The sequence below is a fragment of the Streptomyces sp. NPDC054932 genome (assembly GCF_053610205.1).
This window is the reverse complement of the sequence record NZ_JBSGXU010000147.1, coordinates 1-20,964: the sequence shown is the minus strand read 5'-3', so window position 1 is coordinate 20,964 and position 20,964 is coordinate 1. Positions and strand designations below refer to the sequence as shown.

Below are 20,964 nucleotides of genomic sequence, written 5' to 3'. Positions count from 1 at the left end.
GGGACCCTGTGGGAGAGTAGGACGCCGCCGAACAATCATTGTGGGAAAGCCCCGCACCAGCCCTTCACGGGCTCGGTGCGGGGCTTTTCTGCGTTCAGGACACCTGTGCGGTCTCCTGTAGGGTCAGAGGGCATCGAACGACCATTTCTACAGTCACAGTGGAGGCCCCCGGGTGGAGGTCCAGGAGACTCGGGTTCAGACTGACCGAATTTTCACCATTCCGAACATCCTGAGCATGGCTCGCCTTGCCGGCGTGCCCCTGTTCTTGTGGCTGATCCTTGCCGAGTACGACGGCTGGGCCCTGGCCGTCCTCATGCTCAGCGGGATCAGCGACTACCTCGACGGGAAGCTCGCACGGCGCTGGAATCAGATCAGCAAGCTCGGACGGCTGCTGGATCCGGCCGCGGACCGCCTCTACATCCTGTCGACGCTCTTCGGTCTGACTTATCGCGAGGTTCTGCCGCTGTGGCTCACCGGAGCGCTCCTCGCGCGTGAGTTGATGTTGCTGGTGATGGTGTGGATCCTGCGTCGCCACGGATATCCGCCGCCGCAGGTCAACTTCCTCGGCAAGGCCGCCACCTTCAACCTGATGTACGCGTTTCCGTTGCTGCTGCTCAGTGACGGAAGCGGCTGGTTGGCCTGGTTGGCGTCAGTTTTCGGATGGGCGTTCGCTGTATGGGGTACAACCCTCTATTGGTGGGCAGGAATCCTTTACGTGGTTCAAGTCCGCCGTCTGGTGAAGGCTGACACCACGGCCGATTGAGCCCGCCCGGCGCCGGATGACGCGGAGGAGTTGCGGAGTCACCGACCGAGACGGGTGAGGGTCGGCACGACTGTCGTCTCCCAAGGAGGACTCTTCCGACATGAAGGCCGTCGTGATGGCCGGTGGCGAGGGCACGCGTCTTCGCCCCATGACCTCGAGCATGCCCAAGCCGCTCCTGCCGGTGGCCAACCGGCCGATCATGGAGCACGTGCTCAGGCTGCTCAAGCGGCATGGGCTCAGTGAGACCGTGGTCACCGTGCAGTTCCTGGCGTCACTCGTCAAGAACTATTTCGGGGATGGCGAAGAGCTCGGAATGGAGCTCACCTACGCCCACGAGGAGAAGCCACTCGGCACCGCCGGCAGCGTGAAGAACGCCGAGGAGGCCCTGAAGGACGATGCCTTCGTCGTCATTTCCGGCGATGCGCTGACCGACTTCGACCTCACGGATCTGATCCGCTTCCACAAGGAGAAGGGCGCCCTCGTCACGGTGTGCCTGACCCGGGTGCCGAACCCGCTGGAATTCGGCATCACGATCGTGGACGAAGAGGGCAAGGTCGAGCGGTTCCTGGAGAAGCCGACCTGGGGGCAGGTGTTCTCGGACACCGTCAACACCGGCATCTACGTCATGGAGCCCGAGGTCTTCAACTACGTGGACCCGGACGTCTCCGTCGACTGGTCCGGCGATGTCTTCCCCCAGCTGATGAAGGAAGGCCGGCCCATCTACGGCTACGTGGCCGAGGGCTACTGGGAAGACGTGGGCACGCACGAGAGCTACGTCAAGGCGCAGGCCGACGTGCTTGAGGGCAAGGTCCAGATCGAGATGGACGGCTTCGAGATCTCGCCCGGGGTGTGGATCGCCGAAGGGGCCGAGGTGAGCCCCGACGCGGTGCTGCGCGGGCCCCTGTACATCGGGGACTACGCGAAGATCGAGGCCGGCGCCGAGATCCGCGAGCACACGGTGATCGGGTCGAACGTCGTCGTCAAGAGCGGGGCCTTCCTGCACCGGGCCGTGGTCCACGACAACGTGTACATCGGGCCCCACAGCAACCTCCGCGGCTGTGTCATCGGCAAGAACACCGACATCATGCGCGCCGCACGGATCGAGGACGGGGCCGTCATCGGTGACGAGTGCCTCGTGGGTGAGGAATCGATCGTTCAGGGGAACGTGCGGGTCTACCCCTTCAAGACCATCGAGGCCGGCGCCTTCGTCAACACATCGGTGATCTGGGAGTCCCGCGGACAGGCACATCTGTTCGGTGCGCGTGGAGTCTCCGGAATCCTGAACGTGGAGATCACTCCCGAGGTGGTGGTCCGGCTCGCCGGTGCGTACGCCACGACCCTGAAGAAGGGGGCGATCGTCACCACGGCCCGTGACCACTCCCGAGGCGCCCGAGCGCTCAAGCGGGCCGTGATCTCGGCGCTCCAGGCCAGCGCCATCAACGTACGGGACCTGGAGAACGTACCGCTGCCGGTGGCGCGGCAGCAGACCGCGCGCGGCAGCGCGGGCGGGATCGTACTGCGGACCTCGCCGGGTGTGCCTGACTCCGTGGACATCATGTTCCTGGACGAGCGGGGAGCGGACCTCTCGCTCCAGCGTCAGCGCAAGCTGGACCGGGTGTACGCGCGCCAGGAGTACCGGCGGGCGTTCCCCGGAGAGATCGGCGACCTGCAGTTCCCGGGCAGCGTCTTCGACGCCTACACCGGCTCCCTGCTGCGGCGGGTGGACACCACCGGCATCGGCGATGCCGGGCTCAAGGTGGTCGTGGACGCCTCCAACGGAAGCGCCGGGCTCGTTCTGCCCAGCCTGCTGGGGCGGCTCGGTGTGGACGCCCTGACGATCAATCCCGGGCTCGACGAGTCCCGGCCGACGGAGACCAGGGAGTCCCGGCGGGCCGGGCTGGTGCGGCTGGGGGAGATCGTGGCCTCGGCACGGGCGGCCTTCGGAGTGCGGTTCGACCCGGTGGGCGAGCGGATCTCCCTGGTGGACGAGCGCGGGCGGATCATCGAGGACGACCGGGCGCTGCTGGTCATGCTCGACCTGGTGGCGGCGGAGAAGCGCAGCGGAAAGGTCGCGCTGCCGGTGACCACCACGAGGGTGGCCGAGCAGGTGGCCGCCTACCACGGTACGCAGGTGGAGTGGACGACGACCTCGCCCGACGACCTGACGCGGGTGGGTCGCGCGGAGAACACCATCTTCGGCGGGGACGGCCGGGGCGGTTTCATCGTTCCGGAGTTCAGCAGCGTCTTCGACGGATCGGCCGCCTTCGTGCAGCTGCTCGGGCTGGTGGCGCGCACACAGCTCACCCTGAGCCAGATCGACGCCCGGATTCCGCGGGCCCACGTGCTCAGGCGGGACGTGTCGACGCCGTGGGCGGTGAAGGGGCTCGTCATGCGGCGGGTCGTGGAAGCGGCCGGCGACCGGCAGGTGGACACCACCGACGGGGTGCGGGTGGTCGAGGCCGACGGACGGTGGTCGCTGGTGCTGCCGGACCCGGCCGAGGCGGTCACCCACCTGTGGGCCGAGGGTCCCGACGATGCCACCGCGCAGGCCCTGCTGGACGAGTGGGCGGCCGTGGTGGAGGGCGCCGGGCACTAGTGCCGGGCGCGTGATCACGTAGGGCGGAAGTCCGGTGGGCCGGGCGCGGGAGCGCCGGTCCGGCCCACCGGATGGACGCATTGGGTGTGTGCGGGGCCGACATGCGACGATGTGCGGCATGTCGCAGCCGCCCCACAACCGGACTCCGGCGTCTCCTGCGCCAGCGCGCCCGGACGCTTCCATGTCGCTGTTGACGCACGTGATGGACCACAGCCTCGACGAGGGCTACGCGGAGGCCGCGGCCCGCCGCGAGGCGGACGGTACGGCCGGTCTGCCGCGCACCCTCAAGGCGAAACTGGGGCTCGCCGCCGGGCTCGTCGTCACTGCCATGGTCGTCACGCTCGGTGCGGCCGAGGCACGGATAGCGGCGCCGGTGCTGGCCAAGGAGCGCCAGGAACTGATCGACCGGGTGGAGCGGGCCGACGACGGCGTGCACGGCCTGGAGCGTGACATCGACCGGCTCAGCACGGATGTCGCGGCGCGCCAGCGGGCGGCCCTGAAGCAGCCCGGCAGCGGCCAGGGCGAGCTGGTGGCGCTGCTGGCGGGCGCCACGGAGGTCCGCGGGCCCGGGATCAAGCTGGTCGTGGACGACGCGAAGGGCGCTTCGTCGGGCGAGGGTGGCAAACCGCGCGAGAGCTCCGGTTTCTCGGACACCGGCCGCGTCCGTGACCGTGACATGCAGAAGATCGTCAACGGACTGTGGCAGTCCGGGGCGGAAGCCATCTCCATCAACGGGCAGCGGCTGACGGAGCTGTCGGCGATCAGGGCCGCGGGTGACGCGATACTGGTCGACAACAGACCGCTGGTGCCGCCGTACGAGGTGCTGGCGGTGGGGGACAAGAAGCGGCTGGGCACGGCCTTCCAGGACTCGGCGGACGGACAGTACCTGCACGTGCTGCAGGAGAGCTACGGGATCCGCTACGCCCTGTCCCCGGCGGACGACCTGCGGCTGCCGGCCGCGTCGAGCCTGACCGTACGTACAGCTACACCGGCAGAGCAGCAGAAGGGTGCATCGTGATCGCGGTACTGGGCCTCTTGGCCGGAGTGGTGGTCGGACTTCTGGTCCGGCCCGAGGTACCGGCCGTGGTGGAGCCTTATCTGCCGATCGCCGTGGTGGCGGCGCTGGACGCGGTGTTCGGGGGGCTGCGCGCGATGCTGGACGGCATCTTCGTGGACAAGGTCTTCGTGGTGTCCTTCCTGTCGAACGTGGTCGTGGCCGCGCTGATCGTCTTCCTCGGCGACAAGCTCGGCGTCGGCTCGCAGCTGTCCACGGGTGTGGTCGTCGTGCTCGGCATCCGCATCTTCTCCAACGCCGCGGCCATCCGCCGGCACGTGTTCCGGGCGTGAGGCCGATGAGTACGAACGACCGCCCCGAGGAGCCGGGAGGCGAGGGCCAGCAGTCTCAGCCCGCGCAGCCGTCTCAGCCCGCACAGTCGCCTCAGCCCGCGCAGCCGTCTCAGTCTGCACAGCCGCCGTCCCCCGAGCCCGTGCAGCAACCCCCGCAGTCCTCGCAGAAGCCCCCGAAGACTCCGGAGGCCCCGCGCCCGACCGAGCCCCCGCAGGAGCCGCAGGACGCACCCGGGCAGCCGGAGGGGGAGACCGGCCGGCAGCGGCTCGCGGCCGGGCTGTGGCCGCCGCGGGTGAGCCGGGCCCAACTGATCGTGGCGCTGCTGCTGTTCGTCCTGGGGCTGGGTCTGGCGATCCAGGTCAGGTCCAACAGCGACTCCAGTGCGCTGCGCGGGGCCCGCCAGGAGGACCTGGTAAGGATCCTCGACGAGCTCGACGGGCGGACCAAGCGCCTGGAGGACGAGAAGCAGCGGCTGGAGGAACAGCGCAGAGAGCTGGAGAGCAGCTCCAACCAGGCCGAGGAGGCCCGCAGGCAGACCGTGGAGAAGGAACGCCAACTCGGCATCCTGGCCGGTACGGTGGCAGCCCAGGGGCCGGGCATCACACTGAAGATCACGGATCCCACGGGTCAGGTGCAGTCCGACCAGCTGCTGGACACGCTCCAGGAGCTGCGGGCGGCCGGGGCCGAGGCGATCCAGATCAACGGCGTGCGCATCGTGGCGGGCTCGTACTTCTCGGACGAGAACGGCGGGGTCGCCATCGACGGTAAGAAGATCACACAGCCCTACGAGTTCAAGGTGATCGGCAAACCCCAGGATCTGGAGCCCGCGCTGAACATTCCCGGTGGTGTCGTGCAGACGCTGGAGAAGGAGCAGGCCACCGTCGCCGTCACACGGTCGGCGAAGATCGTTGTGGATGCCTTGCGGGCTGCGAAGCAGCCTGACTACGCTCGGTCGTCATCGTGATGAAGCGGAGTGGAGAGTGGAGCGGCTCACGCGGGCGGATGCCTGCGGGGGGTCGGCGCACAGAAGTCGCGGTACGTGGTGGAAACTGTCTGGTGGTTACGGACGTTGTGAGAATGTCCGGGTCGGCAGGTGTCTGTATTCGGAGTTCGTCCTGCCCCACGGGCGGGTCTGTTTAGGTCAAGGGGAATCGCCCGTGAAGTTGTTTGAGAAGTTGTTCGGCAAGAAGAACCGTGAGGAAGGTGGCGCGGCACGGCACCGCGCCGGTCACGGGGACGTGGAAGGGCAGGGCGACCGGCCGCTCTTCCGCGACGAGGTCGCCGGTCCGGGAGATGTGCCCGGTACCCCCGGCGCGTCGGCTGTTGACCCTGCTGGTACCGGCCGCATAGGTTTCGGTGAACCATCAACCTCAAGTGCGGGTGGAGGGTTTGCCCCCGACCCGTATGCCACCAATGCATCCGCGGGGCAGCCGCGGCACGAGGAGCCGTCCATGTCGGCCGAGCAGATTTGCAGCAGGTGCGGACACCGCAGCGATGCGGCCAGCCGGTTCTGCTCGAACTGCGGTGCGCCGCTGCGGGCGGGTCTGACGCCGGAGCGTGCCTCGGAGACCACGTCCACGATCTCGATCTCGGGCCTCGAGGCCTACGAGGCCGAGGTGTCGGGACAGCCGCACGTGTCGTCCTCCTCGCTGTCCCCCGAGGCCCAGGCCGCGGTGGAAGCACTGCCCCCCGGTTCCGCCCTGCTCATCGTGCGGCGCGGTCCCAACTCCGGGAGCCGCTTCCTGCTGGACGGCGAGCTGACCACGGCCGGCCGCCACCCGCAGAGCGACATCTTCCTGGACGACGTCACCGTCTCCCGGCGCCATGTCGAATTCCGCAGGAGCCAGGACGGCGGCTTCACCGTCGGCGACGTCGGCAGCCTCAACGGCACGTACGTGAACCGTGAACCGATCGACTCCGTCGCCCTGAACAACGGCGACGAGGTGCAGATCGGCAAGTACCGGCTGGTCTTCTACGCGAGCCTGCGGGGCATCTGACCCATCCTCCGGACCCTGTCCGGAGGGACCCCCCAGAGGGAAGGTTCCATGCTGCGTACCCCGACCGGCGGTGCCCCGCGCAATGGCACCGCCGGCCCAGCCGGACGGCTGGTGAGCATCGGCACGGTGCTCACCACGCTGCGTGACGAGTTCCCCGAAGTCACCATCTCGAAGATCCGGTTTCTGGAGGCGGAGGGGCTCGTCGAGCCCCGGCGCACACCTTCGGGGTACCGCAAGTTCAGCACCGACGACGTGGAGCGCCTGGCGTGCATCCTGCGTCTGCAGCGCGACCACTACCTGCCGCTGAAGGTCATCCGCGAGCAGCTCGACGCGCTCGCCCGGGGTGAGCAGATCCGTATCCCGGCGCCCACCGCGCACGGGGACTCCACCGATCCCACCGGGCCTGCGGCCGTCTACGGGGAAGTGGGGCGGGAGCGGCCCACCGTGGCCCGGGTGGGCCGGGCGGAGCTGCTGGCGGCCGCCGGCGTGGACGAGGTCCGGCTGACCGAGTGGGAGTCGTACGGGCTGCTGGCCGAGGGCCCGGACGGCGGATTCGACGCCGAGGCCGTCACGGTGGCCCGGCTCGTGGCCGACCTGGGGCGTTTCGGATTGGAGCCGCGGCACCTGCGCGCGATGAAGGCCGCCGCGGACCGTGAGGCAGGGCTGCTGGAGCAGGTCGTGGCGCCGCTGCGGCGGCACCGCAATCCGCAGACCAGGGCCCATGCGGAGGCCACCCTGAAGGAGCTCGCGGGGCTTTCCGTGCGGCTCCACGAGGCGCTCGTGCGGACCGCTCTCGGGGTTCGGCTGCCCTGAGGTGGGGGGCCCGACTACCCAAACCTGCCGAGCAGGTCCTAGGGTTGCTGTGTGAACGAGCTCGACGTTGTGGGTGTCCGGGTGGAAATGCCCTCCAACCAACCGATCGTGCTCCTGCGTGAAGTGGGAGGCGATCGGTACCTCCCCATCTGGATCGGTCCAGGGGAGGCGACCGCCATTGCCTTCGCGCAGCAGGGGATGGCCCCTGCCCGGCCGCTGACGCACGACCTGTTCAAGGACGTGCTGGAGGCGGTCGGTGAGGAGCTCACCGAGGTCCGGATCACGGATCTGCGGGAGGGCGTCTTCTACGCGGAGCTCGTCTTCGCCAGCGGGGTCGAGGTGAGTGCTCGGCCTTCCGACGCCATAGCCCTCGCCCTGCGGACGGGGACGCCGATCTACGGCAGTGACGGCGTGCTGGACGACGCCGGAATCGCCATTCCCGACGAGCAGGAGGACGAGGTGGAGAAGTTCCGCGAGTTCCTCGACCAGATCTCGCCGGAGGACTTCGGTACCGGCCCACAGTGAGGTCTCGGCCGCGTCGTCCTCGGGGAACCTCAGCCCATTCGATTAGCCTTTCCCCGCAAAGGGATACGGGAAACCACTCTCAGGGTGATTATCACTCGGCGTGCCGAGTGTGGCGATCGTTGACGCACCCCTGGTGACTGCCTACCTTCGAGGTGGGCAGGTCAAGGACGGAGGGTCGGCGTGAGGACCACGGGCGACGGTACGACCGGGGGCACCCCCGCACGGAGTGAGGCTGGGCCGTACCCGCTGCACGGCGGTGCGGTCGGGTCCGCGCGCCGTCAGCCGGAGTCGACGCCAATCGGACCGGTGGGCGGTGACCCGGAGCCCGAGCAGATCGGATACCGCGGGCCGACGGCGTGCGCCGCGGCCGGCATCACCTACCGGCAGCTCGACTACTGGGCCCGGACCGGGCTGGTGGAGCCCAGCGTGCGGGCCTCCTACGGGGCGGGGACGCAGCGGCTCTACAGCTTCCGCGACGTCGTGGTCCTCAAGATCGTCAAGCGCTTCCTGGACACCGGGGTGGCGCTGCAGAACATCCGCACGGCCGTTCAGCACCTGCAGGACCGCGGGTTCTCGGACCTCGAACGGATGACGCTGATGAGCGACGGCGCCACCGTGTACGAGTGCACCTCGCCCGACCAGGTCGTGAGCCTGCTCCAGGGCGGGCAGGGCGTCTTCGGCATCGCCGTGGGCGTGGTGTGGCGCGACGTCGAGAGCGCGCTGTCGCAGCTGCACGGGGAGCGCGTGGACACCGGCGAGACCCTGGTCAGGCACAACCCGACGGACGAGCTGGCGGCCCGCCGCAACCGGGCCGTCTGACCCGAGCCCGAGCGTTGTCAGTGGCGTAGGGCAGCATCGGGCTGTGAGAGCCGCGCCGACCATCCTGCATCTGGACATGGACGCCTTCTACGCCTCCGTGGAGCAGGCGTCGAAGCCGAGCCTGCGCGGGAAGGCCGTGATCGTCGGCGGGCTCGGGCCGCGCGGTGTCGTCGCCACGGCCTCGTACGAGGCCCGGCGGTTCGGGGTGCACTCCGCGATGCCGATGGGGCAGGCGAGGCGGCTCTGTCCGAACGGTGCGTACCTGATCCCCCGCTTCAGCCTCTACCGGCAGGTCAGCGACGTGGTGATGGCCATGCTGCGGGAACTGTCGCCGCTGGTGGAGCCGCTGAGCCTGGACGAGGCCTTCGTGGACCTGGAGGCGGGCGGGGTCGCCTTCGACTCGCAGAGCGCGCGGGAGACGGGCGAGCGGCTGCGGGCCGACATCCGGGCCGCCACGGGGCTCAGCGGATCCGTGGGACTGGCCGGGTCGAAGATGCTGGCCAAGGTGGCCTCCGAGGAGGCCAAGCCGGCCGGGCTGCTGCTGATCGAGCCGGGGACGGAGCGCGAGCTGCTCGCGCCGATGTCGGTACGGACCCTGCCCGGGGTGGGGCCGGCCACGGGGGAGCACCTGCGCCGGGCCGGGATCACCACGGTGGGGGAGCTGGTCGAGGCCGGGGAGGACGAGCTGGTCCGTACGGTCGGCCGCTCGGCCGGCGCCGGGCTGTACCGGATGGCGCTGGGGCTGGACGACCGTCCGGTGGTCGCGGAGCGGGACGCGAAATCGGTATCGGTCGAGGACACCTTCGACGTGGACCTGCACGACCGGGTCCGGATCCGGGGCGAGGTGCAGCGGCTCGCCGACCGGTGCGTGCAGCGGCTGCGGGGCTCGGGGCACTCGGGGCGCACGATCGTGCTCAAGGTGAGGCGGTACGACTTCTCCACGCTGACGCGGTCCGAGACGTTGCGGGGGCCCACGGACGACCCGGGGGTGGTGCGGGAGGCCGCGGCGCGGCTGCTGGAGGGCGTGGACACCACGGGCGGGGTCCGCCTGCTGGGGGTGGGGGTGACCGGGCTGGCGCACTACACGCAGGAGGACCTGTTCGCGCAGTCGCTCGCCGCCGGGGCGGACGGGGGGAACGAGGACTCCGGCGCGGAGGCGGAGCCGGGGGCGGCCGAGGCGGCCGGTGCCGCCGGGGCCCAGGAGGTCACGGAGCCGCCCGGGGAGCCGGAGCCGTCCCCCGAGCGGCTCTGGACGCCCGGGAGCGACGTCCGGCATGCCGTGTACGGGCCCGGATGGGTGCAGGGCAGCGGCGTCGGGCGGGTGACCGTGCGGTTCGAGCAGCCCGGATCACAGCCCGGCCGGGTGCGGACCTTCCGGGTGGACGATCCCGAGCTGGAGCCGTCCGATCCGCTGCCGCTGGTGGGTGACGGCGAGCGGGGCGGCCCGCCGGACGGCCCTTAGCTCTCGTCGCCCGCCAGGTGGCCGAAGTCGTGGTGGAAGTCCGTCGGGAGGGTCGTGTCCAGACCGTAGTGGTGGTAGAGCTGCAGCTCCTGTTCGGGGGAGAGGTGGCGCCCGACACCGAAGTCCGGGGCGTCGCGGATGAGGGAGCGTTCGAAGGGCACCCGCAGGGTGTCGCCCACCAGCTCGCTGGGCTCCAGCGGGACGAAGGCGTCGCGGCTGAAGAGCCCCGTCCGGACCGCGGCCCATTCCGGGACACCTGTGGCATCGTCGAGGTAGACCTCGTCGATGGTGCCGATCTTGGTGCCATTGCGGTCGAACGCCTTGCGGCCGATCAGGTTGCGCGGATCGATGTCGGTCTGCACGGTCCCTCCAAAAGGTCGCAACTGCTCCGTAATGACTACAGAAGTGCATATCCGCAGCGGAGGCCACTCGGGGAGGGTTCAGATCCTCGCTGGTACGCTGGTGAACGGCTGTCGACCCTGTGCGGGAGAGTCCTCCGAGTGAACGAGACGGAGGCGCCGAAGGAGCAAATCCTCCCCGGAATCTCTCAGGCATACGTACCGCACGGACGAGGCCACTCTGGAAAGCAGGGGCGGGTACCGGGCGTGCAGTGCCGGTCCCATCCCTCACCGACGGTGAAAGCCGGATCTCTCGGGAGACCCCCGTGACTCCGGTGAAACTCTCAGGTGCAGATGACAGAGGGGGAGGCCGTCCGGGTGCCCGCGCCGTGGTGCCCCTCGCAGGTCATACGACCAGGAGGCCTCCGTCATGACCGCCAACCGCATTCCGCTCTCCCAGCTGGAGCGAGGCATCCCCTTCGAACAGCGCCACATCGGCCCGGATGCCGAGGCGCAGGCGAAGATGCTCGCCCAGGTGGGCTACGGCTCCCTGGACGAACTGACCGCTGCCGCGGTACCGGATGTGATCAAGACCGCCGAGGGGCTCAACCTCCCCGAGGCGCGCACCGAGGCCGAGGTGCTGGCCGAGCTGCGTTCGCTCGCCGACCGCAACCAGGTCCTCTCCCCGATGATCGGTCTCGGCTACTACGGGACCTTCACGCCGCCGGTGATCCTCCGCAACGTCATGGAGAACCCCGCGTGGTACACGGCGTACACGCCGTACCAGCCGGAGATCTCCCAGGGCCGCCTCGAGGCGCTCCTGAACTTCCAGACGGTCGTCGCCGAGCTGACCGGGCTGCCGACCTCCGGCGCCTCGCTGCTCGACGAGGGCACCGCGGCCGCCGAGGCCATGACGCTGGCCCGCCGCGTGGGCAAGTCCAAGGGCAACGTCTTCCTGGTCGACGCCGACGCGCTGCCGCAGACCATCGCCGTCATCGAGACCCGCGCCGAGCCGATCGGCATCGAGGTCGTCGTCGCCGACCTGTCCGCCGGCATCCCGGCCGAGGTCGCCGAGCGCGGCATTTACGGCGTCCTGGTCCAGTACCCGGGTGCCTCCGGCGCCGTACGGGACATCAAGCCGGTCATCGACCAGGCGCACGGGCTCGGCGCCATCGTCGCCGTCGCCGCGGACCTGCTCGCGCTGACCCTGCTCACCTCCCCGGGCGCGCTGGGCGCGGACATCGCCGTCGGCACCACCCAGCGCTTCGGTGTCCCCATGGGCTTCGGCGGACCCCACGCCGGCTACATGGCCGTCCAGGACAAGCACGCCCGCTCGCTGCCCGGCCGCCTCGTCGGCGTCTCCGTGGACGCGGACGGCAACAGGGCCTACCGCCTGGCGCTGCAGACCCGTGAGCAGCACATCCGCCGTGAGAAGGCCACCAGCAACATCTGTACCGCGCAGGTGCTGCTCGCCGTCATGGCCGGCATGTACGCCGTCTACCACGGCCCGGACGGCCTGCGGACGATCGCCGGCCGCACCCACCGCTACGCCACCCTGCTCGCCGCCGGTCTGACGGCCGGCGGGGTCGAGATCGTGCACGGCGCGTACTTCGACACGATCACCGCCCGCGTTCCGGGCCGTGCGGCCGAGGTCGTCGCCGCCGCCCGTGAGGGCGGGGTCAACCTGTTCCAGGTGGACGCCGACCTCGTCTCCGTCGCCTGCGACGAGACCACCCTGCGCGCCGACATCGAGGCCGTCTGGGCCGCCTTCGGCGTCACCGCCGACATCGAGGCGCTCGACGCGACCACGGCCGACACCCTGCCCGAGGGCCTGCTGCGCTCGGACGCGTACCTGACGCACCCCGTCTTCCACCAGCACCGCTCCGAGACCGCGATGCTGCGCTACCTGCGCAAGCTCTCGGACAAGGACTACGCGCTGGACCGCGGCATGATCCCGCTGGGCTCCTGCACCATGAAGCTCAACGCGACCACCGAGATGGAGCCGGTGACCTGGCCCGAATTCGGTCAGCTGCACCCCTTCGCCCCGGTGGAGCAGGCCGAGGGCTACCTCACGCTCATCACCGAGCTGGAGGAACGTCTCTGCGAGGTGACCGGCTACGACAAGGTCTCCATCCAGCCGAACGCCGGCTCCCAGGGTGAGCTCGCCGGCCTGCTGGCCGTCCGCGCCTACCACCGCGCGAACGGCGACGAGCAGCGCACCATCTGCCTGATCCCGTCCTCCGCGCACGGCACCAATGCGGCCAGCGCCGTGATGGCCGGCATGAAGGTCGTCGTCGTCAAGACCGCCGACGACGGCGAGGTGGACGCGGCCGACCTGCGCGCCAAGATCGAGCAGCACCGCGACGAGCTCGCCGTGCTGATGATCACGTACCCCTCGACGCACGGTGTGTTCGAGGAGCACGTCGCCGACATCTGCGCCCAGGTGCACGAGGCCGGCGGCCAGGTCTACGTCGACGGTGCCAACCTGAACGCCCTGGTGGGTCTCGCCAAGCCGGGTCACTTCGGCGGCGACGTCTCGCACCTGAACCTGCACAAGACCTTCTGCATCCCGCACGGCGGCGGCGGCCCGGGCGTCGGCCCGGTCGGTGTCCGGGCGCACCTGGCCCCGTACCTGCCGAACCACCCGCTCCAGCCGACCGCGGGCCCGGAGACGGGCGTCGGCCCGATCTCGGCCGCTCCGTGGGGTTCGGCGGGCATCCTGCCGATCTCCTGGTCGTACGTGCGCCTGATGGGCGGCGAGGGCCTCAAGCGCGCCACCCAGGTGGCGGTGCTCGGTGCCAACTACATCGCCAAGCGTCTGGAGCCGCACTACCCGGTGCTCTACACCGGCCCGGGCAACCTGGTCGCGCACGAGTGCATCATCGACCTGCGTCCGCTGTCGAAGTCCACGGGCGTGAGCGTGGACGACATCGCCAAGCGTCTGATCGACTACGGCTTCCACGCGCCGACCATGTCCTTCCCGGTCGCCGGCACGCTCATGATCGAGCCGACGGAGTCCGAGGACCTCGCCGAGATCGACCGCTTCTGCGACGCGATGATCGCCATCCGCGGCGAGATCGAGCGGGTCGCGGGCGGCGAGTGGCCGGCGGACGACAACCCGCTGGCCAACTCCCCGCACACCGCGGCGGCGCTGGGCGGCGAGTGGAACCACCCGTACACCCGCGACGAGGCCGTCTTCCCGGGCGGGGTCACGGCCGCCGAGAAGTACTGGCCGCCGGTGCGCCGCATCGACGGTGCGTTCGGTGACCGCAACCTCGTGTGCTCCTGCCCGCCGCTGGACGAGTACGACGCCTGAGACGTACCGCGTCGGACGACCGCCGTATGAGGGTCGTACGACATGAACAAGGGGCCGGTCCGGGAAATTGTCCCGGGCCGGCCCCTTCGTCGTGGCCGCGGCAGGTCGGCCGCGTGATCGCCTACGCCGCCGCAAGCGGGCGGTGCGGGGCGATGATCTGGCCGTCCGGCAGCAGTTCACCGGTGTCCTCGAAGAGCAGGACGCCATTGCACAGCAGGCTCCAGCCCTGCTCCGGGTGGTTGGCCACCGGGCGTGCGGCCTCCCGGTCGGCGGATTCGGCTGACGGGCAGGCTGGCTGGTGCTGGCACATGGATGCGTTCTTTCGCTGCGGTGTGGTCTGTGTGCTACGGCTCGATACGTGGTTCATGGCCGTCCCCCTGGGTCATCCCCGCACCCGCGGGGAGCGTGTCATCAGTGTTCCCCCATGACAGCCGCTTCGCAGGGATTTCCCGGCAGCTGTCCTCACAGATTGATGACGCATCACTCGTGCGGGCGGTTCAGGCCAACTCCCCTGTCATTTCGGATGGTTCGCAAGTGGCCCGGGCGGACTAGGCCGAATGGGTGATTCGGGTCAGGCGGCGGGCGCGGCCAGCGAGGGAGGGGCCGATGCCGGCGCCGGAGTCAGCCGCCGGGTCAGCACGGGCAGCAGCTCGGAGACCGGATGCGGCCGGTACGGGGCGATGCCGGGCGGGGCCGGGGCGAGCGGCACCAGCAGGTCCTCGCCGGCCGGGAGCCCCGCGGCCGCGTCGGCGCCCACGGCCCCGTGCAGCCACAGGGTCAGCATGTACAGCTCCGGTACGGACAGCAGCCGCGGCTGATAGCCCGTGGTGAGGGACTCCGCCTGGCGCAGGGCGCGTTCGGTGGCGGCCACGTAGGGCCCCTCGAAGAAATGGGAGAAGACCCAGCCGTCGGGAGTCAGGCGGGTGTCGGCCGCCGCGACGTAGCGGTCCCCGCTGCGGATCAGGAACCGCCAGCCGGTGAGCCGCGTGCGGGGCGGCCTGCCGCCGGCCGCGAGGGTGGACATGCCCAGCCGGTCGAGGACGTGGACCGGAAGGGGGAGTTCGGCGGTCAGCGGCCCCTGGATGGCGCGCAGGGCCGGGGTGTGCGCCTCGTGGACGGCGGTGGGGGAACCGAGTGCCGCGAGGACGCTGCGCAGGGCGGGCGCGGGAGCCGGAGGGACATGCAGCGGCATGGTGGGTCGCCTCTCACTTGGGAGACCGGTGGAACGGGGGCAGGTGCGGACTCGCATTCTGGGGCCAGAGGGGGGCCGAGGGGCAATGGCCGCGCGCCAACTCTCTGCCTCGTTTGCGGAGTTTATACGACATGTGTTCACGCAGTGTTTCGGCTAGCTGTCCCGCCTATTGCCGACAAGGCGCTTACCGGACCCGCTGACATGGCATTCATGCCGGATGAGCGCGAACATGTCGCGCTGACCTCGGAGGTTACCGGACGAGGGCTCGGCTGGAAAGTGTCGGTTATCTCAACGAGGCAAAGTCTAAGGGGAATTTGCACGCCGCGACTTGCCAGGTGAATGTGCCGAAGCGCCCTTCGGCCAAACCGGCGCGCGCTCCTCGCCACGCACGCCCCCTGCGCGTTATGGATCACGCTGTCGGGGCATCATCGACCGTAACGCGCGCCTGGATGCCCCGGGCCAGGCCCACTCGAGGAGGGACGCTTCGATGGGGGAGAAGGTCGTGGCGGGCGGATTCGACCTGTCCGATCGGCAGCGGTATCGAAGGAAGCTTCACGAGTGTCTGGAGGGACTGGAGCGGCTCCTGGCGGAGAAGAGGTTCGATCGCCCGAAGAACATGATGGGACTGGAGATCGAGCTGAATCTCGCGGGTGCCGACGGGTTGCCGAGAATGGTGAATGCGCAGGTGCTGGAGCGGATTGCGAGCCCCGATTTCCAGACCGAACTCGGAATGTTCAATCTGGAGGTGAACGTTCTTCCGCACCGGCTCGGCGGACGGGTATTCGACCAGCTCGCCGAGGAACTCAGTGCGGGGCTCGGCTATGCCCACAGGCAGGCCGCGGAGATCGACGCCGGAGTGGTGATGATCGGTATTCTGCCGACGATCTCCCGCGCGGACCTGGTCACGGCGAACCTGTCGGCGGTGGACCGGTACTCGCTGCTCAACGAGCAGATCCTGATGATGCGCGGGGAGGACTTCACGCTCGACATCGACGGCGTCGAGCGGCTGATCTGGACCTCCGGGTCCATCGTGCCGGAGGCCGCCTGCACCTCCGTACAACTGCACCTGCAGGTGACTCCGGCCCGCTTCTCGGCGGTGTGGAACGCCGCTCAGGCGGTGGCCGCCGCACAGATAGCCGTCGGCGCCAACTCGCCCTTCCTGTTCGGGCGCGAGCTGTGGCGGGAGTCGCGTCCACCGCTGTTCACACAGGCCACCGACACCCGGCCGCCCGAGCTCCAGGCGCAGGGCGTGCGGCCGCGCACCTGGTTCGGGGAACGCTGGGTCGACTCGGCGTACGAGCTCTTCACCGAGAACGTCCGCTACTTCCCCGCCCTGTTGCCCATATGCGACGAGGAGGAGCCACTGAGGGTCCTCGCCGAGGGCGGGGTACCGGGGCTGCAGGAGCTGGTCCTGCACAACGGCACCGTCTACCGGTGGAACCGGCCCGTGTACGGGGTGGCCGACGGGGTGCCGCACCTGCGCGTGGAGAACCGGGTACTGCCGGCCGGGCCGACGGTCGCGGACGTCGTCGCCAACGCCGCCTTCTACTACGGGCTCGTGCGCACCCTCGCGGACGAACCGCGCCCGGTGTGGACCCGGCTGCCCTTCGCCGAGGCGGAGGCGAACTTCGACGCGGCCTGCAGGTACGGGATCGACGCGCGGCTGCGGTGGCCGCGCCGGGGCCGGGCCGGTGGGCTGGCGAGCGTGCCCGCCGTGCGGCTGGTCCTGGACGAACTGCTGCCGATGGCGGCGGCGGGGCTGGACGCCTGGGGCATCGAGCCCGCGGACCGGGACCACTACCTCGGCATCATCGAGGAGCGCTGCCGGCGCCGGGTCAACGGGGCGACCTGGCAGGTGGACACCTACCACCGGGCGCTCGCCGCCGGGCTGGAGCGGGACGAGGCACTGGCCGCGACGACCCGCAGGTACAGCGAGCTGATGCACAAGGGCGACCCCGTGCACACCTGGCCCGTGGGGCTGACGGAGGAGGTGACCGCCTCGGTGCCCGTCGTTCGCTGACCGGCCCCCGAGCCCGGCCGTCGTGCGTCCGACGCCGTCCGGTCGTCCCGGTGATCGCCCCGCAGTGATCCTCCCCGTCCGCCGAGGAGGCAGTATGGGGTGGTCGCAACGGGATGGCAGGACGGAGTCGGGCGTGCGGGCGGAGCCGGAGCCGGTGTTCGCGGAACTGGACGAGGACGGGCGGCGGGGACTGCTGCGCAACGAGACCCTGCTGGTCCTCGCGCTGTCGCTGGGCGCGAGCGGGGTCTCCGCGCTCATCAGCTTCATCGGCTCGCTCACCAAGCCGGGCGGCCTCAAGGACCAGGCGGCCACCCTCAACGGCTCCTACGCCCCCGGCCGGCCCTGGCTGGACCTCGCCTGGCAGCTGTTCGGCATCGCGAGCGCCCTGGTGCCCGTACTGCTGGTGGCGCACCTCCTGACCCGGGAGGGCGCCCCCGGCCTGCGGGTGCTGGGCTTCGACCGCACCCGGCCGTGGTGGGACCTGGGCCGCGGTGCGGTCGTCGCGGCCGGGATCGGCAGTGCCGGGCTGGCCTTCTACCTGGGGGCCCGGGCCGCAGGATTCAACCTCACGGTGGTGCCGGAGGCGCTGCCCGACGTGTGGTGGAAGTTCCCCGTACTCATCCTCTCCGCGCTGCAGAACGCCGTGGTCGAGGAGATCATCGTGCTGGCCTACCTGCTGCGCCGGCTCGACCAGCTGGGCTGGTCGCCCATGGCCGCGCTGCTGGCCAGCTCGGCGCTGCGCGGCTCCTACCACCTCTACCAGGGCATCGGCGGCTTCATCGGGAACATGGTGATGGGCGTGGTCTTCGTCCTCGCCTACCGGCGCTGGGGCCGCGTGGGACCGCTCGTCGTCGCGCACGCGCTGCTCGACATCGTCGCCTTCGCCGGGTACGCCCTGCTCGCGGGCAAGGTGGGCTGGCTGCCGACCCCGTGACGCGGCGGCGGCCCCACCCGATCGGCCCTGCCGACGGGTGGCGGACGCCGGTGCAGTGCGACGCTGGAGGGGAGTGAGGAGGCGCGCGCGGTGGCTGTTCTGGACTCCCTGGTGCCGTTCGCGCCGTTCTTCGTGCCCGTGGTCACCGGCCTGGTGGGCGGGATCAGCCTCCTCATCAGGGACCGCCGCGAGGCGAGCAGCACCGACCACCACTACCGCAGGCGCCTGGAGAAGGCCCAGCTGGAGGTCCAGTTCCTCACCGGCTGGATCCAGGCCAAACAGCTGGCGCCGACCGATTCCCCGGCGCCGGACCCGGAGCCGGGGCGCTGGCTGGACGAGTGCTACGCGTCGGTGCGCCGAGCCAAGGCGGAGACGGGCGGCCGCCACCGCACGGGGCCGGTCTCGCTGCGGCGCCTCCTGCTGCTGGGGCACCTGAGCGGCCCGGCGAGGAGCATGCGGGTCGCCTACTGGATCTCCCTCGTCCTGTTCAACGGGGCGCTCGCGTGGTGGGTGAACGCGGCCATCGCCGGCGTACCCGGCTTCATGCACGAGGAGGGCGCCTCCGAGTCCGAGGAAATCGCCTCCTATCTGGCGCTGGCGGGCGTCTTGTTCGCCGTGTCGGCCGGGCTGTGGGCATGGACGGTGCACTTGGGCGCGGCGGAGCCGGAGCAGGTCTACAGCAAGCGGATCGACTCGGCCGCCTGGGCGGCGCAGGAGGAGAAGCGGCGGACTGCCGCACGCGCGAAGGCGGAGGCGAGGGCCCGCTCGAAGGGGGACACGAAGGGGGACGCGAAGGGCGACGGGGGCGGGGCCGCGGGCTGACCGGGCCGGGCCGGTGCCCGCGTCCGCGCCCCCGTGGTCATCCTGCCCGCCCGGCCCCGGGCGCCGCGGGCGGGGACGCGAGGAGCTCGCCGTCGACGACCGTGACGGCCCGGCCGGTCAGCAGGGTGCGCTCGCCGGTCAGGGTCACCCGTACGAGCCCCCGGCGCGCACCGCCCTGGAGGCCGGTCAGCTCGGTGCGGCCCAGACGCTCCGCCCAGAACGGGGCGAGCGCGGTGTGGGCGCTGCCGGTGACCGGATCCTCGTCGATGCCGAAGGCGGGGAAGAAGCCGCGGGAGACGAAGTCGTAGCCGAGTGAGGGATCCTCGGCGGGCGCGGTGACGATCACTCCCCGCCTGGCGAAGGCGCGCAGGGCGGCGTGGTCCGGCTCCAGCTCGCGGACGGTCTTCTCGTCGGCGAGCTCGACGACGAGGTCGCCGATGTGGTCGGCCGTGTCGTGCACGGAGAGGATCGGCGGTCCGCCGAGCGCGTGGCCCACGGCGGCCGGCGCCGCCACCGGGGTCAGCGAGGACGTCGGGAAGTCCATGGTGATCGTGCCGTCCTCGGCCGCCTCGGCCGTGAGGATGCCGCAGCGCGCGGAGAAGCGGATCAGTCCCGTGGCGAGCCCGCTGGTGGCCAGTACGTGCGCGGTGGCCAGGGTGGCGTGGCCGCACATGTCGACCTCGGCGGCCGGGGTGAACCAGCGCAGCGCCCAGTCGGCGTCCCCGCCGGCCGGCAGGGGGTGGGCGAAGGCGGTCTCGGAGAGGTTCATCTCGCAGGCGACCTGCTGGAGCCACGCGTCCGGGGGGAACGCGCTGTCGAGGATCAGGACTCCGGCGGGGTTCCCGTGGAACGGGCGGTCGGTGAAGGCGTCGACGATTCGGATGCGCATGCCCCGAAGGTAGGGCGGATTCTTGATCATCGACAAAGGCCAATCCGGGATGACTGGCCCGGTCGGGGGTGCCCGGACCGCCCGGCCCGGGCAGGAGACGCGCCCGTTCTCGTGGGACCTCTGCAGGACCGGCCAAGCAGCCGCGGGGCCACGATCGCATCGGCCCTCAACCGCGCCCGGCCCCGAAGAACCGAAGCCTCCTCCCGGAACCACACCCGGTGCCGGTTCGCCCCGCGGCACGCACGCCTGCCACTGCCCACACCGCCCCCAACCCCCACGATGCCGATGGCCCAAGGATGCGCCACGCCACCACGCACCGTCCCCCGGGAGACAGGACACGTGGCGAGTGGGTGCGACTGTCGATGACATGTTCCGATATATCGTTGACAGGTCGCGAGACGTCGCCGATAGTGGAGTCATCGGACAACCGATGAAGGAACGACAACGTGACGAAAGGAGCGCAGTCATGCGTTCACGCGGACAGCACGGGCAGCACGGTCGTGACCACGGACGGGGCCACGATCACTGCGGACCCGATCGTCGGGAGGGGTTCGAGGGGCGGCGCGCCGCCTTCGGCCCGTTCGGGCCGCCCTTCGGTGCCGGCCCCTTCGGCGGGCGCGGCGGGCGCGGGGGACCGCGGGGCCGGGCGCGGCGCGGGGATGTGCGCGCCTCGATCCTGGCGCTGCTCGCCGACCGGCCGATGCACGGCTACGAGATGATCCAGGAGATCGGCGAGCGCAGCGGCGGGGCATGGAAGCCCAGCCCGGGGTCGGTCTACCCGACCCTGCAGCTGCTCGAGGACGAGGGGCTCATCACCAGCGCGAGCGAGGGCGGCAAGAAGCTGTTCACGCTCACCGACGCGGGCCGCACGGAGGCCGAGTCGGGTCCGGACGCCCCCTGGGCGGATGCCGGACGCGGCTTCGACTTCGAGGCGATGCAGGAGGTCCGGACGGCCGGCGTCGGCCTGATGGAGGCCTTCGGGCAGGTCTTCAAGACCGGCTCGCCCGAGCAGCGGGAGAAGGCCCTCGGGGTCATCAACGACGCCCGCAAGAAGCTCTACCTGATCCTGGCCGACGAGCACTGAGCCCGGCCGGCCCCTGATGGCGAAGGCGCGCCCCGCGGGTTCATCC

Annotated in this window: 19 protein-coding genes and 1 riboswitch; of the genes, 15 read left to right on the top strand and 4 right to left on the bottom strand. The window is 70.5% G+C overall.

The window, feature by feature from the left end; all coding sequences use genetic code 11:
- The first annotated feature begins 172 nt into the window (after positions 1-172).
- From ACWGE1_RS30165 to ACWGE1_RS30120, 10 genes are all read left to right on the top strand, one after another.
- On the top strand, positions 173-763 hold the full coding sequence (locus ACWGE1_RS30165) for a CDP-alcohol phosphatidyltransferase family protein (protein ID WP_453423626.1): 591 nt from the start codon (positions 173-175) through the stop codon (positions 761-763).
- Between the two features lie 100 nt (positions 764-863).
- Positions 864-3,359, top strand: coding sequence for a sugar phosphate nucleotidyltransferase (locus ACWGE1_RS30160; RefSeq protein WP_453423625.1), 2,496 nt, complete (start codon positions 864-866; stop codon positions 3,357-3,359).
- A gap of 109 nt (positions 3,360-3,468) precedes the next feature.
- Positions 3,469-4,377 carry a DUF881 domain-containing protein gene (locus tag ACWGE1_RS30155; protein WP_453423624.1) on the top strand — a complete coding sequence of 303 codons (909 nt, stop codon included), beginning with the start codon at positions 3,469-3,471 and terminating at the stop codon, positions 4,375-4,377.
- Entirely contained in the window at positions 4,374-4,706 is a 333-nt protein-coding gene (locus ACWGE1_RS30150; RefSeq protein ID WP_007262894.1) for a small basic family protein, read from the top strand. The genes ACWGE1_RS30155 and ACWGE1_RS30150 overlap by 4 nt, the downstream gene beginning before the upstream one ends.
- A 5-nt stretch (positions 4,707-4,711) precedes the next feature.
- Complete coding sequence (locus ACWGE1_RS30145) at positions 4,712-5,671, top strand: DUF881 domain-containing protein (RefSeq protein WP_453423623.1); 960 nt, start codon at positions 4,712-4,714, stop codon at positions 5,669-5,671.
- 85 nt (positions 5,672-5,756) lie between these two features.
- Positions 5,757-6,704 (top strand): FHA domain-containing protein, encoded by a 948-nt coding sequence (locus ACWGE1_RS30140; RefSeq protein WP_453423627.1) that lies wholly within the window; start codon positions 5,757-5,759, stop codon positions 6,702-6,704.
- A 48-nt stretch (positions 6,705-6,752) separates the two neighbouring features.
- Positions 6,753-7,517, top strand: a complete 765-nt coding sequence (gene ftsR / locus ACWGE1_RS30135) for a transcriptional regulator FtsR (RefSeq protein WP_453423622.1) — start codon at positions 6,753-6,755, stop codon at positions 7,515-7,517.
- A gap of 51 nt (positions 7,518-7,568) precedes the next feature.
- Entirely contained in the window at positions 7,569-8,042 is a 474-nt protein-coding gene (locus ACWGE1_RS30130) for a bifunctional nuclease family protein (RefSeq protein ID WP_007262890.1), read from the top strand.
- A 180-nt stretch (positions 8,043-8,222) separates the two neighbouring features.
- Positions 8,223-8,861 (top strand): MerR family transcriptional regulator, encoded by a 639-nt coding sequence (locus ACWGE1_RS30125; protein WP_453423621.1) that lies wholly within the window; start codon positions 8,223-8,225, stop codon positions 8,859-8,861.
- 43 nt (positions 8,862-8,904) lie between these two features.
- A complete protein-coding gene (locus ACWGE1_RS30120; protein ID WP_453423620.1) occupies positions 8,905-10,323 on the top strand; it encodes a DNA polymerase IV in 1,419 nt (472 codons plus the stop codon).
- On the opposite strand, the gene ACWGE1_RS30115 is transcribed toward ACWGE1_RS30120, so the two are convergent.
- Positions 10,320-10,685, bottom strand: a complete 366-nt coding sequence (locus tag ACWGE1_RS30115; protein WP_453423619.1) for a PRC-barrel domain-containing protein — start codon at positions 10,683-10,685, stop codon at positions 10,320-10,322. The genes ACWGE1_RS30120 and ACWGE1_RS30115 overlap by 4 nt on opposite strands.
- Before the next feature lie 112 nt (positions 10,686-10,797).
- A riboswitch (glycine riboswitch) is annotated at positions 10,798-10,896 on the top strand.
- A 195-nt stretch (positions 10,897-11,091) separates the two neighbouring features.
- Between ACWGE1_RS30115 and gcvP the strand changes: the two genes are divergently transcribed.
- Positions 11,092-13,977 (top strand): aminomethyl-transferring glycine dehydrogenase, encoded by a 2,886-nt coding sequence (gcvP, locus tag ACWGE1_RS30110; protein WP_453423618.1) that lies wholly within the window; start codon positions 11,092-11,094, stop codon positions 13,975-13,977.
- Between the two features lie 121 nt (positions 13,978-14,098).
- On the opposite strand, the gene ACWGE1_RS30105 is transcribed toward gcvP, so the two are convergent.
- The gene (locus tag ACWGE1_RS30105) at positions 14,099-14,287 is read right to left on the bottom strand and encodes a DUF5999 family protein (protein ID WP_030009772.1); all 189 of its coding nucleotides are present in this window, start codon (positions 14,285-14,287) and stop codon (positions 14,099-14,101) included.
- Between the two features lie 261 nt (positions 14,288-14,548).
- Positions 14,549-15,169: a hypothetical protein gene (locus ACWGE1_RS30100; protein WP_453423617.1), complete on the bottom strand. Its 621-nt coding sequence runs from the start codon at positions 15,167-15,169 to the stop codon at positions 14,549-14,551.
- 487 nt (positions 15,170-15,656) lie between these two features.
- Between ACWGE1_RS30100 and ACWGE1_RS30095 the strand changes: the two genes are divergently transcribed.
- The 3 genes from ACWGE1_RS30095 to ACWGE1_RS30085 all read left to right on the top strand — a co-directional run bounded on the left by ACWGE1_RS30095 (position 15,657) and on the right by ACWGE1_RS30085 (position 18,945).
- Positions 15,657-17,189 carry a glutamate-cysteine ligase family protein gene (locus ACWGE1_RS30095; protein WP_453423616.1) on the top strand — a complete coding sequence of 511 codons (1,533 nt, stop codon included), beginning with the start codon at positions 15,657-15,659 and terminating at the stop codon, positions 17,187-17,189.
- Between the two features lie 94 nt (positions 17,190-17,283).
- A complete protein-coding gene (locus ACWGE1_RS30090; RefSeq protein ID WP_453423615.1) occupies positions 17,284-18,123 on the top strand; it encodes a CPBP family intramembrane glutamic endopeptidase in 840 nt (279 codons plus the stop codon).
- Between the two features lie 90 nt (positions 18,124-18,213).
- Positions 18,214-18,945 carry a hypothetical protein gene (locus ACWGE1_RS30085; protein ID WP_453423614.1) on the top strand — a complete coding sequence of 244 codons (732 nt, stop codon included), beginning with the start codon at positions 18,214-18,216 and terminating at the stop codon, positions 18,943-18,945.
- 37 nt (positions 18,946-18,982) lie between these two features.
- Here ACWGE1_RS30085 and ACWGE1_RS30080 read toward each other — a convergent pair whose 3' ends face one another.
- Positions 18,983-19,834, bottom strand: coding sequence for a PhzF family phenazine biosynthesis protein (locus tag ACWGE1_RS30080; RefSeq protein WP_453423613.1), 852 nt, complete (start codon positions 19,832-19,834; stop codon positions 18,983-18,985).
- 466 nt (positions 19,835-20,300) lie between these two features.
- On the opposite strand from ACWGE1_RS30080, the gene ACWGE1_RS30075 reads away from it, so the two are divergent.
- The gene (locus tag ACWGE1_RS30075) at positions 20,301-20,918 is read left to right on the top strand and encodes a PadR family transcriptional regulator (protein ID WP_453423612.1); all 618 of its coding nucleotides are present in this window, start codon (positions 20,301-20,303) and stop codon (positions 20,916-20,918) included.
- The last annotated feature ends 46 nt before the right edge of the window (positions 20,919-20,964 follow it).

What these genes read in the sequence shown, in the direction of transcription:
- ACWGE1_RS30160 (WP_453423625.1), top strand. Translation starts at nt 864, where the DNA reads ATGAAGGCCGTCGTGATGGCCGGTGGCGAGGGCACGCGTCTTCGCCCC.
- ACWGE1_RS30145 (WP_453423623.1), top strand. Translation starts at nt 4,712, where the DNA reads ATGAGTACGAACGACCGCCCCGAGGAGCCGGGAGGCGAGGGCCAGCAG.
- ACWGE1_RS30095 (WP_453423616.1), top strand. Translation starts at nt 15,657, where the DNA reads ATGGGGGAGAAGGTCGTGGCGGGCGGATTCGACCTGTCCGATCGGCAG.
- ACWGE1_RS30080 (WP_453423613.1), bottom strand. Translation starts at nt 19,834, where the DNA reads ATGCGCATCCGAATCGTCGACGCCTTCACCGACCGCCCGTTCCACGGG.
- ACWGE1_RS30100 (WP_453423617.1), bottom strand. Translation starts at nt 15,169, where the DNA reads ATGCCGCTGCATGTCCCTCCGGCTCCCGCGCCCGCCCTGCGCAGCGTC.
- ACWGE1_RS30155 (WP_453423624.1), top strand. Translation starts at nt 3,469, where the DNA reads ATGTGCGGCATGTCGCAGCCGCCCCACAACCGGACTCCGGCGTCTCCT.
- gcvP (WP_453423618.1), top strand. Translation starts at nt 11,092, where the DNA reads ATGACCGCCAACCGCATTCCGCTCTCCCAGCTGGAGCGAGGCATCCCC.
- ftsR (WP_453423622.1), top strand. Translation starts at nt 6,753, where the DNA reads ATGCTGCGTACCCCGACCGGCGGTGCCCCGCGCAATGGCACCGCCGGC.
- ACWGE1_RS30075 (WP_453423612.1), top strand. Translation starts at nt 20,301, where the DNA reads ATGCGTTCACGCGGACAGCACGGGCAGCACGGTCGTGACCACGGACGG.
- ACWGE1_RS30105 (WP_030009772.1), bottom strand. Translation starts at nt 14,287, where the DNA reads ATGTGCCAGCACCAGCCAGCCTGCCCGTCAGCCGAATCCGCCGACCGG.
- ACWGE1_RS30090 (WP_453423615.1), top strand. Translation starts at nt 17,284, where the DNA reads ATGGGGTGGTCGCAACGGGATGGCAGGACGGAGTCGGGCGTGCGGGCG.